The following is a 13,876-nucleotide window of genomic DNA, read 5'->3' on the forward strand; positions in this document are numbered from 1 at the left end:
ACCAACTACCTTCAGCAAAGCTGTTAAAGAATGACGTTAACTTTACTGGCAGAGGTCAGTGCTTTGTCGACTGCTTTTTCAATGCTGCTATCTCTGGCTAGTGCAACACCGAGTCGTCTGCTGCCATCAATCTCTGGTTTACCAAATAGTCTAATTTGAGTATTGGGCTCTACTAGCGCTTCAGCGACTCCAGAAAATTGAATATTAGTGGATTGACCATTGGCTAAGATCACCGCTGATGCACTCGGACCATGTTGCACAATATTACTGATAGGCAAGCCTAAAATTGCCCGCACATGCAGTGCAAACTCAGATAAGTCTTGGCTGATCATAGTCACCATACCGGTGTCATGGGGGCGAGGTGATACTTCTGAAAAGTAGACATCGTCACCTTTTATGAACAGTTCAACACCAAACAAGCCATAGCCGCCAAGTGCCTTTACCACTTTTTCACCGATATCTTGTGCTTTAGCTCTAACAACATCTGACATAATTTGTGGCTGCCATGATTCTCTATAATCACCACCCTCTTGACGGTGACCAATAGCGTCGCAAAAATGAATGCCGTTTATGGCGCTAATTGTTAGTAGAGTAATTTCGTAATCAAACGCGATAAAGCCCTCAACAATAACGCGTCCACCGCCAGCCCTGCCGCCTTCTTGGGCATACTGCCAAGCCGAGTCTATTTGAGCTTCATCTCGAACCACGCTTTGCCCCTTGCCTGATGAACTCATTACCGGTTTTACCACACAAGGTAAACCAATCTGGCTAATGGCCTTTCTAAATTCGTTTTCGGTATCGCAAAAGAAATAAGGTGAAGTTGGAATTGATAATGTTTCAGCAGCTAAACAGCGTATGCCTTCTCTATCCATGGTCAACCGTGTTGCTTTGGCTGTTGGGATTACATTTACTCCTTTGGCTTCTAGTTCAACCAATGCTTGGGTTGCGATAGCTTCTAGTTCAGGGATCACCAAATCTGGTTTTTCTAAGTTGATGACCTGCTCTAACGCCTCGGCATCTAGCATATTAATCACATAGCTGCGGTGAGCAATTTGCATTGCAGGGGCATTTGGATAGCGATCAACGGCAATGACCTCTATACCAAAGCGTTGCAGTTCAATGGCGACTTCCTTACCTAACTCTCCACATCCAAGCAGCATAGCGCGCTTAGCGTTTTGACTTAATGCAGTACCTATCATCTTTTTTACCTTTGGTTAAATTGTAGGGATGCTCTCCTTGCTGCAATGTAAACAACATCAGGGCACTATTTATTATTGGTTTTAGTCTACCTTGCCATTAAAGCTTGCAATGCCACATTGATAATAAACGTGCGGCAGATCACGCTGTTTTGGAAAAACACCCTATGCTTATATAATGTTTTAATTCAAAAAAATATAGCTTTGTAAGTAGTTTGTTGCCAAGATGTTCGTATTCGACTGACTGTTATAGATGTGATCAAAACAAATTAAGGAGAGCGCTGTGTTTTTAGATTACTTTGCGTTAGGAATCATATTTTTTGTCGCTATTTTTATTTTTTACGGCGTAATAGCAATTCACGATATCCCCTATGAAATCGCTAAAAAACGCAATCATCCGCAGCAAGATGCGTTGCATATCGCTGGTTGGGTGAGTTTGTTCACATTGCATGCCATTTGGCCGTTTTTATGGATTTGGGCCACGCTTTATCGTGAAGATAGGGGGTGGGGTTTTAGCGAAGTGGTTGAGAAAGAACAGGTGCTAGAGAGTGAAATTAAAGGCCTGACTGAAACCGTTAGAAAACTTGAACAACGGTTAGCTGTAGTTGAAGGAGTGAATACTACTTCTGAGTCGAACGTTCCTGTTGTGGATGCAGTCAACATCACGCCAGAGGGGAAAGTGTAATATGGATTTACTACTGGTTCTAACCTACACCGCTGTGTGTATCGCTATTTTCAAGATATTTAAAATCCCATTAACAAAATGGACGGTTCCCACTGCTATTTTGGGCGGTATTTTTATTGTCGGCGCCTTGATTTTATTAATGAACTATAACCATCCTTATACCCCGTTCGCTAAGGATGTATTTGTCACTACCCCAATAAATCCCTTAGTTAGAGGTGTGGTTGTTTCTGTTGAAGTTGAGCCTAATACTCCTATTAAAAAGGGCGATGTTCTATTTAAATTAGATGCAACAGGTTACGCTGCTATTGTGAAGCAAAAGCGGGCAGCATTGGTTGCTGCCGAACTCGAAGTGCCTCAATTGGAGGCTGCTTGGGAAACAGCTAAGGCTGCAGTGACGAGAGCTGAAGCTGATAGAGATAGGACCAAGTCAGCATTTGATCGTTATGAAAAAGGCCGTAAACGAGGTGGTGCTAACTCACCATTTACAGAGCTAGAACTGGACAACAAGCGTCAGCTCTATTTAGCCTCACAAGCGCAACTTACAGCGGCGCATGCTGAGGAGTTACGTGTAAAATTGGCATACGAGTCTAACGTTGACGGGGTAAATACTAAAGTTGCAGGAATTCAGGGAGAACTTGAAAAAGCGTTGTTTGACCTTGAGCAAACCGTGGTGCGAGCGCCTGCTGATGGCATGGTGACACAGATGGCACTGCGACCAGGAATAGTCGCGGTTCCTATGCCGTTAAGATCATTGTTGAGCTTTATTCCAGATGAAGACCGGACATTTGCTGGTGCATTTTGGCAGAACTCGCTATTAAGGCTGAAAAAGGGAGATGAAGCTGAAGTTATTTTAGACGGAGCACCAGGGGTAGTATTTAAAGGAAAAGTCGCTCAAGTTTTACCTGCTATGGCTGAAGGTGAAATTCAGTCTGGCGGTCGACTCATTACCGCTAACGTTATGATGCTACGCGGACGTTCTATTGTCGTGATTGATCTCGAGGATAAAGATATCTTGACTCAGTTCCCCGCTGGGGTCTCAGGACATATCGCGATCTATACTGAACATTTTGCCCATGTGGCAATTATGCGTAAAGTCTTATTGAGAATGCAGGGTTGGCTCAACTACTTATTCCATTAAAAGTAATATTATAGAGTTTAATAAAGGGACCGCATCAGGTCCCTTTATTGTTAGTGAAATTTGATAATGAAGGCTGTAAAACATGCAAGATATAAGGGATTTAACTGCGATTTTACGTTCCAACACTCCTATAGTGATTATCGAAACCTATGAAGAATATCGAGTTCTAGATTTACTAAAAAGGGTGTCGCAAGTTTTATATCAACCATTATTTAGCTGGAGCATCACTAAAGGCTTATCTCGGGTTGATAGGCAGCTAGGTGTGCAAAAGTTTAACAGTGAACCTGCAGATATATTAGGGCAGATAAAATCTACGCCTCAGGGAGGTATTTATGCCCTTTGCGATTTTCACCCATTCGTCATTGATGAACCGAAAAATATCCGGTTACTAAAAGAGATTGCACTAGAGTATGAATCGTTAAAGCATACAATTATCTTAATTAGCCATGCTTTTGATATACCTGCGGAGATCAAACGTTATTGTGCCCATTTTAGATTATCGCTACCAAATAGCACTCAGCTTCTTAATATTATTCAGCAGCAGGTCAGGCAAGCTAATCAGCAAGGCTTGCACATTGAAGTGGATGAATCGGCAGCACTAAAGTTGGCAGATAATCTTCGTGGGGTGACATTTGACGATGCGCGCCGCTTAGCCCATAAAGCGATTGTTGATGACGGAGCGATAACTCACTCTGATATAGACCTGGTTAATAAAGGTAAGTTTGAACTGCTTAATATGGATGGAGTGTTGCAGTTTGAATATGACACTAGCGATTTTTCACAAGTTGCAGGTTTACATAATCTCAAGCAGTGGCTGCAGCATCGTAAACCGCAATTAGAACAATCGGGAAGCATTGAAAGCCCTAAAGGTATCTTGCTACTTGGAGTACAAGGAAGCGGTAAAAGCTTGGCCGCGAAGGCGGTTGCAGGCTTATGGCAAAGGCCGTTACTAAAACTTGATATGGCGGCGCTGTATAACAAGTATATTGGTGAGACGGAGAAGAACCTTCGTCAAGCACTCGAGCTTGCAGACCTTATGTCACCCTGTGTGTTATGGATTGATGAAATAGAAAAAGGCCTAAGCAGTGGCGGTAGCGATGATGGTACTTCTAAACGAATATTAGGCACCGTACTTACCTGGATGGCAGAAAGACAGTCTGAGGTCTTTTTAGTTGCGACGGCAAATGACATCAGTGCACTGCCACCGGAGTTAATGCGTAAAGGTAGAATGGATGAGATTTTCTTTGTCGATCTTCCTGATGATGAGATCCGCCGAGCAATATTTCTTATCCATGGGAATAAGCGCGGATTGAATATGAACCTCTTTGACCTCGCAGCTCTTTCACTGGCAAGTGAAGGTTTCTCCGGCGCTGAAATAGAGCAAGCGGTAATATCGGCGACATATACAGCTAGAGCAACTAACCAAATTGTGGATCAACAATTGCTTCTAGCTGAGTTACTTAATACCCAGCCATTGTCGGTCATTATGAGAGAAAATTTAGTTGGATTACGGCAATGGGCGAAGGAGCGAACCGTTAACGCACATCGATAATAATGAGTAGAGTCTCTGCCTGAAAGATCTGTTTGCAATTGATACTTTGCGCTGTTGTAAAAGAGTTTGTAAGCTGATCGCTTAAAATAACAATAAGTACTGTGGACAGTATTAAAGGACGAGAATGCTTCTTTTCACCAATATAAAAAATAGCGTTAAGCGAGCCATTACGGTTGGCTTTATTTTGTTATCAACACTCTCTGTTTGCAGTGTTACTGCAGCAGAAAGTCCATCTGCAGCGGCTAAAGTTGAGCCTGAAGTTGTCGTGACTGAGCATCGAGCACGGATAAATGATAACAAAATTAACTACCAAGCAATTGCGGGCGAAACAATTTTAGAAGATAGCAAAGGCTTGCCATTAGCGAGTATTTTTTCAATCAGTTATCTACGTACCGATGTTAAAAACAGTGATAAACGACCTGTTACGTTTGTCTTCAATGGTGGCCCAGGCTCAGCATCACTTTGGCTGCACATGGGGCTTTTCGGCCCTAAGCGTGTAGTGGTTCCTGGTGATGCAACTGATGATGGCGCAGCACCTTACCCGTTAATTGAAAACGAATTCTCAATATTAGATGAATCAGATTTAGTCTTTATAGATCCTGTCGGTACTGGCTTTAGCCGAGCGTTAGGAGAGAATAAGGGCGCAGATTTTTGGGGGGTGACGGAAGATGCTAAATCAATTGCAGAATTTATGCGTCGCTGGCTAATTGAGCATGGACGTTGGAACTCGCCTAAATATCTCGCCGGAGAAAGCTATGGTACCACCCGAGCTGCAGCGCTTGTTGACGAGTTACAAGGCGGTTGGACTGATATCTCAATTAATGGTGTGATGTTGATATCATCTATTCTTGATTTTAGTCATGCGCGTTATCAACCGGGTAACAACCAACCTTACATTGGTTTTTTACCTACAATGGCAGCAACTGCCTTTTATCATGACAAAGTCAGTGCAGCAGATAAAGCCATGGGTTTAGAGGCTTTTATTGAAGCCTCTCGTCAATTTGCGATTAAAGACTATGCGCTGGCATTGTTGCAAGGTAATCGACTTGACGATGCGACTTACCAAGCAACCCGTAAACAATTGGCTCGTTTTACTGGCTTGTCTGAGTTCTATTTAGACAGAGTTAATTTACGGGTCAGTGCGAGTCGATACACTAAACAGTTACTACGAGATCAAGATCTGACAGTTGGTCGCTTAGATAGCCGTTACAAAGGAGTTGATTACGACAGTGGTGGTGAGCGAAATGATAATGACCCATCGGGCTACGGTATTGATGGCGCTTATACAGCAGCAATACATGACTATATCTATAAAGATTTAGGGATTAAGATGACTCGCCCGTTTAACGTACTCTCTTATGAGGTCAATCGGGGTTGGAACTGGAATGTCAGTGGCAAACAGATGCATTATGTCAATGTAGCCCCTCTGCTAGGGCGAGCACAGCGAGAGAATAAAGATCTTAGAATATTCGTTGCTAACGGCTACTTTGATTTTGCGACACCATTTTTCGCAACTGAAAATACTTTTGCCGATAATGGAATCGACAATCGCAGGGTATCAATGCACTACTATGCAGCAGGGCATATGATGTATGTTGAACCTGATTCTTTGGCTCAATTAGCTACAGATATTAGAGCATTTTATCACCCTGAAAAGTAATAGGAAATGACGAAAACCTTAGTTGAAAAGTTGAGCTCTTAGGGGTTCTTTATTTAAATCACGTAGTAAAAGGTAAAGGGAATAATGAGTTTTAGTGCATGGCTAGGATTGCTAGCTATCTGTTGTTTAGGCGCTATGTCTCCAGGGCCTAGTTTAGCCATGGTAGTAAGGCATACTCTTGGTGGTGGAAGAGGTAAAGGTATTATTTGTGCTTGGGCTCATTCTATCGGTATCGGCGTTTATGCCTTGGTGACTCTACTCGGGCTTGCTGTAGTGCTCAAACAGGCCCCGATGGTCTTTAATGGTATTGCGATTATAGGCGCATTGTATTTAGCCTATATGGGCGTGCAAGCTTTACGTTCCAAAGGTGGTATGTCGGACAAGTTGGCCGCTGGTAAGTCAACAGATGCATTAACGGCTGCTCGTGATGGCTTAGCCATTTCGCTTTTTAATCCAAAGATAATGCTGTTCTTTTTGGCTCTTTTTAGCCAATTTGTCATGGTCGCAGATAACATGACAGCAAAAGGGTTGATTGTGTTAACTCCTCTGCTGGTGGATGGCCTTTGGTATACCCTTATTGCGCTGGTTTTATCACACTCTGCAGTGTTGCCAAAATTACGAGAGAAAGCTGCATTGATTGATAAGCTGTCTGGGGTTGTATTGATTTTATTGGCGGTAAGAGTACTGGTTACCCTATAGAGTGCGGCATTAGGTACTATTTAAGTAATAAAAAAGCCATCAGAAATGATGGCTTTTTTATGCTACATTTCGGCATTCATTAAGAATTGAATACCTGCACAGAATCATCTTTAGCTGGCTCTTCAGCTTTAGGCTGTGATGGATTCTTAATATGGTCTTCAAGATTGTCTTTCAACATCTCTTTAAATTCATTGCTAAACCACTCTAGTGCATTATCTTTTTCAGCGGCAAGATCAGCTGATTTTAATGATGCTTCAAAGGCATTGAAACGAGCAGCAGCAAAACGCATTCCTGTGCCGACTTTACCGACATCTTGCTCTTTTGCTGAAAGTTCGTTGGCCAATGCGATGAATTGATCGGCTATTTCAAAAATGGTGGTTTCTTTTTTAGCTTCTGACATTCTGCTTATGCTCTTAATGATTGAGATTTAGATGACTGATTCTATCTTAAATTAGCGGCTAATAAACCATTGTTATCAACTATTGGGATCTGAATCGGTAATAACGCTGCCATCTCGAGAGTCATAATAGATAGACATAGTTTGGTCTGGCAGCAGATAAAAGAAACATTGATCTGGGCCTTGATAAGCGGCGCGATAAACTGCATCGGGCGTATTCGCCGAGTTTGATACTATGGGAGCATCTTCGAGTACTGTGCGCCAAACAGACATACAGTCATTGGTATTATTTAGTCGCGGGCTGCTCTCAAAGGGGGGATAATTTTGTGCAGGAAAACCCCATTGGTTGATATCTAGTTGGCCCGATGCCCCGCCGCCAAATACTTGTAAATTATCAACAGGTCCGGAGTTCCCCGCTGCAGCCCATTTGACATTGGCTAAGGTTATACCGCCTTTAAAGGCTCCACCAGTCGCTTGATGGGTCGCTATCTCAGCATCTTGTCTTAAGTTGATAAACTTGGGAAAAGCGATAACGGCAAGAATAGCTAAGATGATAATAACGACAACCAGTTCAATTAACGTGAATCCTTGTTGAGTTGTTTTTTCTGCCATGAATAGTTCCGTTATTCAGTTTGTCTGAAGTGAGTTTAGCTTAACTTAATCTAACTGTTTGGATCTGAGTCTACTGTAACGGAGCCTAAATTAGAATCATATTGAATTGATAAGTTGGTATTTTCTCTATAGTTAAATGTACAAGTCGCTGTAGCACTATAGATTGCCTTATAGTCCGTCTTATCGGCATTATTGTTATTAGATACACTAGGCTCATCACCTTGAAAGATTACCTGCCAGACCGAAATACAGTCTTCTACATTATCAAGTTTGGGCGATGCCTCATTGCCATGAATATAGTGCTGTGCAGGCCAGCCATTAGCATTAAAGTCAACTTCACCTGATTGCGCAGTACCAAATACCGGTAGGTCTTCAACGGGGCCACTACCCACTTTTACAGCCCAAACCGCTCTTGACAGATCAAGCCCTGACTTAAATGCACCTGCAGTACCTTTAACTGTCGATACTTGCGCATCTTCAGATAAATTAATGAACTTAGGCAAAGCAATAACCGCGAGGATCCCTAAGATGATGATGACAACGACAAGCTCTATTAAAGTAAATCCAGACTGTGACTTTGAAGATGAAGGAGTCAACATTTGACTGGCCGTCCTAGGCAAAAAATGAAGCTATATTTTAACAGGTTAGGTGCTGAATACCAATTACAATTACTTAATGGATTGCATGGATTAAGCCGAGCTTTTACTATAGGGGGGGATACTTTTATGAGCAGAGCTATGGTTACCGAATCAAGCTGGCAACAATTCATCAAGCAGCAGAAACTGCAAGACTACTTTATTGAACTTGAGGCATTTGTTCGCGCAGAGCGAGCTGAGAAAGTTATCTACCCTGATGAGTCCTCGGTGCTTTCTGCATTTGAACATACTCCGCTGGAAAAGGTTCGGGTAGTGCTTATTGGACAGGACCCATACCACGGTGAAAATCAAGCTCATGGCTTGTGCTTCTCGGTGCAAAAAGGGGTAAAAATCCCGCCATCACTGGTCAATATGTATAAAGAGTTAGCGACCGATATTGAAGGCTTTAAAACGCCGGACCATGGTAATCTGCAAGCTTGGGCTGAGCAGGGAGTGTTGATGCTAAATACGGTGCTGACCGTTGAGCAAGGCAAAGCACATTCTCATGCTAAATCGGGTTGGGAAACATTTACTACCAATGTATTGCTGCATCTCAATGCACAATCACAACCTATTATCTTTGTACTCTGGGGAGCTCATGCGAAGAAGAAGGGCAAGGTGATAACGGCTAAGCAGCACCAAATTGTCTCCGGCCCTCACCCATCGCCATTGTCAGCTTATCGAGGTTTTTTTGGTTGTAAGCACTTCTCTCATATCAATACGTTAATTGCACAACATGGCGGCCAACCAATTGATTGGCAGGTATAGAACACTGTAACCGTCACAAGTTTAGGCTAACCAAATGAGTAGCCTTTCGATGGTGTGATAATGAATGGCAGCGGAATATCCCATAGTTGACGGGCTAGCTTGCTGACTTGTTGGCAGTCATGGGCATAACCGATAGGAAAGGGCTTACCCGTTGCTTGCCAATTGGCTAAGGCTCTGTCGTAGTATCCACCTCCCATCCCCATCCTATTACCCACTTCATCAAATGCGACCAGAGGGGTTATCACCACATCCATTTGGTGTGGCAGGATCATTTGAGTGATATCGAGTTTGGGCTCCCAAATACCTAAGCTGTTTTTCTCAAGAGTTGTCTTTTGATCATATTGAAGAAAAAGCAAGTTGCCAGCACTAAAGGGGTGTAACCTAGGTAGGTAAACTTCAATGCCATGCTGCCATAGCATTTCAATCAAAGGGGCTGTGTCGAGCTCACCGTCATTGGTAAGATATAGCGCCACTTTAGATACTTGGATCTGTTTGAGTTTATCTAGCGCACTTTTTGCCGCTAAAGTGGAGCCTTCTTTTTGTTGCTCTAAACTCAAATTACGTCGAGCAGTGCGCACAGCCTTACGTATGGCCTTGGGACTATTTGGATCAATTTCTTGGTTGTTATCTGCTGTTACTGGCATAGGATAGAACTGAGTTTTAGTATATAAACCTGAGTCTACGGGCTGATTAAGGTAATCGCAATCGCTAACAGTTCATCTTGATAGAGTTGTACTTTCCAAGATACTGCAGATTTAAAATGTAAAAAGCCCAATCATGAAATGTTGGGCTATAGCTGATTGAGCAGAATGAAAGTTTTACTGACAAGTACTAATACTCATCCTCTTCTGCGGCATCTTTAATGCGCTCTTTACGCTCTTGCTCCTCTTCAAATGCAGCTTGGATCTCTTCCAATACTGCATTAATGTCAGCGGTATGCTCGCTCTCAATAAACTCACCGGTTAACTCGCTTTCAGGTGACAGTTCACCAGATTCGAACTTTAACCACATCTCTTGTGCATATTTGGTTTTCAATAATGAAGGTGCAAACTGACCATAGTATTGGGTCATATTGTTTACATCACGAAGTAACATACGCTTGGCGTTATTATTGGCTGCGGCATCTACTGCTTGAGGTAGATCGATAATCACAGGGCCTTTGTCATCCAGAAGTACATTAAACTCAGAGAGATCGCCATGAATAAGGCCTGCACAGAGCATACGTTGTACATCTTTCATCACTTGATAGTGATGTGCGGTCGCCATCTCAGCTGTAAGGCTAATATCATTCAGTCTTGGGGCAACATAGCCTGCGTCGTCAGTGACCAGCTCCATCAACAATACGCCATCAAAGCAGCCATAGGGTTTCGGTACTCGCACACCGGCATAAGCTAGGCGAAACAGCGCATCAACCTCGGCATTTTGCCAAGCCTGTTCTTGCTCTTGGCGGCCATAATTTGAGCCTTTTTCCATTGCTCGAGCGCGGCGACTGTTACGGCCTTTACGACCTTCGCGGTATTCGACGGCTTTTTTAAAGCTACGTTTGTCAGCTTCTTTGTAGATTTTAGCGCAGCGGACATCATCGCCACACCTTACGATGTAGACATCAGCTTCTTTGCCACTCATTAATGGACGAACAACTTCGTCTATTAATCCTTCATCAACCAATGGTTGGAGTCGTTTAGGGGTTTTCATAGTGCTCTTATACCTTACTTAAGCAAGCTATGGAACAAAAGTGGGTAATTCATCATAAAAGATGAGCCTATGGCTGTCTTTTAGTGCTTGTTCGTTTGTTGCCACTTAATAAGCGTATTGAAACTTTGGATTCAGTGGCAACCATATCAGAAGTATTTGAATAGTTAAGAGCATATCCACTCCGTTTGATGTGAGGATAGACCCCAACACCTGAAATCAATCGACCTTGGGCGCTATAAGTTAATGCTGCACTGTAATTGATGTTAATGCCGCTTTGCATTAACTTCACCGAATGACGCGGACTTAAGCTACCTCGGGTTCGCTCTCCTATTACCTTTACATTTGGCCAGTTTGCCGCTCTCAATGTCAACCATTCGCACTCTTGTTGGCAGCTTGAGTCGACAAGTAAATGCAGCTGTTTTTTTTCACTGGTAACGTATGCATATTTAGCTGTTCTGCGGACAAGCCATTGGCTAAAATCTTGTGTGTTATCAAACTGACTATTAAATCCTACCGTTTCTAGTTGGGTTTGCTCAAAAAAAGGTAATTCATCCAATGAGGAGAATGCTTGTCTTGAGAATGAGGCAGCATTAGAGCTTGGATAACGTTTGTATTTTATCAAACCTATGGCGCTGTCATAGGGAAGGTAGCTCGGCGCGACATTAGCGTTAATCCACTGGCTAAGACGATTATCTATTGAGGTTAATTGCCTTAGATCCAACTGTATTGGATTGCTAGTGTTAGATTCAAGCTGTTTAAAAAAATGACTCTTAAACTTATTATTTGCCGGGTATATCAGAGTTTGTCGCTCAGAGGATGGCTGTTTATACCCAAGCAAAGCGCTTTGCTGAGTATTATCGTTGGAGTGAGCTAATTTCACGGTACGCTGAATGCTATCGCCTTCTGAACTTGCAAAAGTGAATTGAGCCGAATCAGAAAGAGAAAGGCCTATATGGAGCCTTAGTTGGTTAATGCGAGATATCCAGCGGCTTTGCTCTATCGAAGAAAGCTTTAAAGAATCAGGGATGTACTGTTGAGCGGCGGTTACCCACCGATTCATTGGCAAGCCGTCAATATGGGTAAGATATGGATAGTCTTCATCAAATAGCTCCTCCTTCGACATAAATGCAAGCCAATGCTTGCCATCATGGTGTAACACGCCTTTGAAGCTTGTTAGTACAGTGGAGCGAGGCGCACTATTAGGTAGCGTGACGCTAACTGCAGGGTCGTTTAATTCCGATAGCCAAGCTTGTAAACGAATCTTGAATATAGCACTGTTGGTGCTAGGAAGATTGGCGAGCAGCAAACGTTGGCTTACCAAATTAAAGTGCTGCTTTCGATGTGGATCTAATGCTGCAAAAGCTGATTTTTGATTGATATCACTGAGTAATTGTCGAATGTCTTGTTTTTGCTGCTCTGAAGTTAGCTGATAAGAGGCGCTGTGTGGGAAAAAAGAGATCCTAATTAGTTGCACGGCACTTATGAGCATCATAGTTGCAAAGATAAAGAAGATACTTTTAACACTCAATGCCATATCTAATCCCTGATATGGGCAGGCTTAACTAGCCATATAGCCTGCCATTTAAAACCATTTGGGTCACAGCATTTATACCCACACTTCCCAGCTTCTAGCTAAAGAATGTCGTTAATCGAGATCCCTATGCCTATACGTTGGTTATGTGAATTATAGTCGATTAAACTTTCACCGTAGCCATTAAAGTATTGGGTGTATAAGCGTAAGTTGCCCATGATCGGATAACTCCAAGTAAATTCAACCGCGCCATAGTTAGGTTTTTGTACATAGTTACGTACCATCAAAGTAAATCTATGCTCATCCAGCCCATAAACACCTCTAAATTCAATATTACCCATATAGTCTGTAATATCTGGATTATCGTCTCCTTGAGGAGATGTCGGTGTTTCCTTTTCATCTTCAGGGATGCGCCACCACGCTTTTGCTTCGAGTGCAAATGGCCCTGAATCGAATACCATCATGCCGTAAATACGATTCCAGCTTCTTGATAAAGAGCCTGGTTGACCATTTGATTGATGCACTGCACCTACCCCCCAAAAAGAGTTTTTTAAAGGGCCTAGCTGCCAGTCGTTAGTAAACAACATAAATACTTCAGGTTCATGATTTGTTTCTCTAAACGGCGAAGAGATATCTTTGTTATAAACCTGCCAATAAGATTGGTTGGTATAAGCGGCAAATAGATGGCCATTGTCGCCAAAAACATTGTGCCACAGTGGAAACTTAAAGCTTATTTGAAATTTAGCTTCTAAATTATCAAGGGTAAAAGGGTGCTCTTTGGCCTCTTGAGCAAAGGGTTCCATATTCGGTGAACTGTTGTAAGTCACAGGAAGAATGTAGTTCACCTTATGCGGTGTTATCACATAAGGGCGGTCACCGGTTTCTGTTTCTTGGGTAATACGGTTATCTACCAGTGACTTTTCACGCTTCACTTCGATATCTTCAGTGCTGCTACTTGCTTGCTCTGTGCTTTTAACTGGGTCGGCAACTGATGCAAATGTGCAACTTAATCCAATAGACAAAAATAGTGCGCCTAGCTTGTTCATAACATTCCCTGAAAGTGATTAAAACTGTGCTTTTTTAATTTGCGAACAAGTTTACCTAGCAACTGAGGTTATTAACAGAGTTATAGCAAACTCGTAACTGACTCTATGATGCCGTCAAAGCGTATTACTTGCAGTCACTGCTGTGACGAAAAGCTGATATTGGCCAAGCTAACTAGATCCAAATGCAATAACTTAGTGCTGAATAGCTGCTCGTTGACTGGCTGCTTTAGCATGGGAAACACAGTTGCATGCTTCAACCTTT

At 42.7% G+C, this 13,876-nt stretch carries 14 protein-coding genes; 6 read left to right on the top strand and 8 right to left on the bottom strand.

What is annotated here, in order from left to right; all coding sequences use genetic code 11:
• Nucleotides 1-23 precede the first annotated feature (23 nt).
• Nucleotides 24-1,199: a formate-dependent phosphoribosylglycinamide formyltransferase gene (purT, locus tag L2730_RS01985; RefSeq protein ID WP_248973054.1), complete on the bottom strand. Its 1,176-nt coding sequence runs from the start codon at nt 1,197-1,199 to the stop codon at nt 24-26.
• Between the two features lie 280 nt (nt 1,200-1,479).
• On the opposite strand from purT, the gene L2730_RS01990 reads away from it, so the two are divergent.
• From L2730_RS01990 to L2730_RS02010, 5 genes are all read left to right on the top strand, one after another.
• Complete coding sequence (locus tag L2730_RS01990; RefSeq protein ID WP_248973055.1) at nt 1,480-1,881, top strand: DUF3302 domain-containing protein; 402 nt, start codon at nt 1,480-1,482, stop codon at nt 1,879-1,881.
• 1 nt (nt 1,882) lies between these two features.
• Nucleotides 1,883-3,019, top strand: a complete 1,137-nt coding sequence (locus tag L2730_RS01995) for an HlyD family secretion protein (RefSeq protein WP_248973056.1) — start codon at nt 1,883-1,885, stop codon at nt 3,017-3,019.
• Between the two features lie 82 nt (nt 3,020-3,101).
• Nucleotides 3,102-4,571: an AAA family ATPase gene (locus L2730_RS02000; protein ID WP_248973057.1), complete on the top strand. Its 1,470-nt coding sequence runs from the start codon at nt 3,102-3,104 to the stop codon at nt 4,569-4,571.
• Nucleotides 4,572-4,695: 124 nt separating this feature from the next.
• Nucleotides 4,696-6,231: a S10 family peptidase gene (locus L2730_RS02005; RefSeq protein ID WP_248973058.1), complete on the top strand. Its 1,536-nt coding sequence runs from the start codon at nt 4,696-4,698 to the stop codon at nt 6,229-6,231.
• Between the two features lie 84 nt (nt 6,232-6,315).
• A complete protein-coding gene (locus L2730_RS02010) occupies nt 6,316-6,930 on the top strand; it encodes a LysE family translocator (protein WP_248973059.1) in 615 nt (204 codons plus the stop codon).
• A 79-nt stretch (nt 6,931-7,009) separates the two neighbouring features.
• On the opposite strand, the gene L2730_RS02015 is transcribed toward L2730_RS02010, so the two are convergent.
• The 3 genes from L2730_RS02015 to L2730_RS02025 all read right to left on the bottom strand — a co-directional run bounded on the left by L2730_RS02015 (nt 7,010) and on the right by L2730_RS02025 (nt 8,538).
• Nucleotides 7,010-7,330, bottom strand: a complete 321-nt coding sequence (locus L2730_RS02015; protein WP_020914077.1) for a DUF3144 domain-containing protein — start codon at nt 7,328-7,330, stop codon at nt 7,010-7,012.
• 75 nt (nt 7,331-7,405) lie between these two features.
• On the bottom strand, nt 7,406-7,939 hold the full coding sequence (locus tag L2730_RS02020; protein WP_248973060.1) for a prepilin-type N-terminal cleavage/methylation domain-containing protein: 534 nt from the start codon (nt 7,937-7,939) through the stop codon (nt 7,406-7,408).
• A 50-nt stretch (nt 7,940-7,989) separates the two neighbouring features.
• Complete coding sequence (locus L2730_RS02025) at nt 7,990-8,538, bottom strand: type II secretion system protein (RefSeq protein WP_248973061.1); 549 nt, start codon at nt 8,536-8,538, stop codon at nt 7,990-7,992.
• 138 nt (nt 8,539-8,676) lie between these two features.
• Here L2730_RS02025 and ung point away from each other — a divergent pair, with 138 nt between their 5' ends.
• Complete coding sequence (gene ung, locus L2730_RS02030; protein WP_248973173.1) at nt 8,677-9,342, top strand: uracil-DNA glycosylase; 666 nt, start codon at nt 8,677-8,679, stop codon at nt 9,340-9,342.
• 26 nt (nt 9,343-9,368) lie between these two features.
• Here the strand turns inward: ung and L2730_RS02035 are convergent, their stop codons facing one another.
• The 4 genes from L2730_RS02035 to L2730_RS02050 form a co-directional block, all read right to left on the bottom strand.
• The gene (locus L2730_RS02035; protein ID WP_248973062.1) at nt 9,369-9,986 is read right to left on the bottom strand and encodes a 5-formyltetrahydrofolate cyclo-ligase; all 618 of its coding nucleotides are present in this window, start codon (nt 9,984-9,986) and stop codon (nt 9,369-9,371) included.
• A gap of 187 nt (nt 9,987-10,173) precedes the next feature.
• Complete coding sequence (locus tag L2730_RS02040) at nt 10,174-11,037, bottom strand: PA4780 family RIO1-like protein kinase (RefSeq protein ID WP_248973063.1); 864 nt, start codon at nt 11,035-11,037, stop codon at nt 10,174-10,176.
• A gap of 67 nt (nt 11,038-11,104) precedes the next feature.
• Nucleotides 11,105-12,571: a S41 family peptidase gene (locus L2730_RS02045; protein WP_248973064.1), complete on the bottom strand. Its 1,467-nt coding sequence runs from the start codon at nt 12,569-12,571 to the stop codon at nt 11,105-11,107.
• Between the two features lie 98 nt (nt 12,572-12,669).
• The gene (locus tag L2730_RS02050; RefSeq protein ID WP_248973065.1) at nt 12,670-13,614 is read right to left on the bottom strand and encodes a phospholipase A; all 945 of its coding nucleotides are present in this window, start codon (nt 13,612-13,614) and stop codon (nt 12,670-12,672) included.
• Nucleotides 13,615-13,876: the final 262 nt, after the last annotated feature.

This window comes from Shewanella kaireitica (assembly GCF_023284045.1).
GTDB lineage: Bacteria > Pseudomonadota > Gammaproteobacteria > Enterobacterales > Shewanellaceae > Shewanella > Shewanella kaireitica.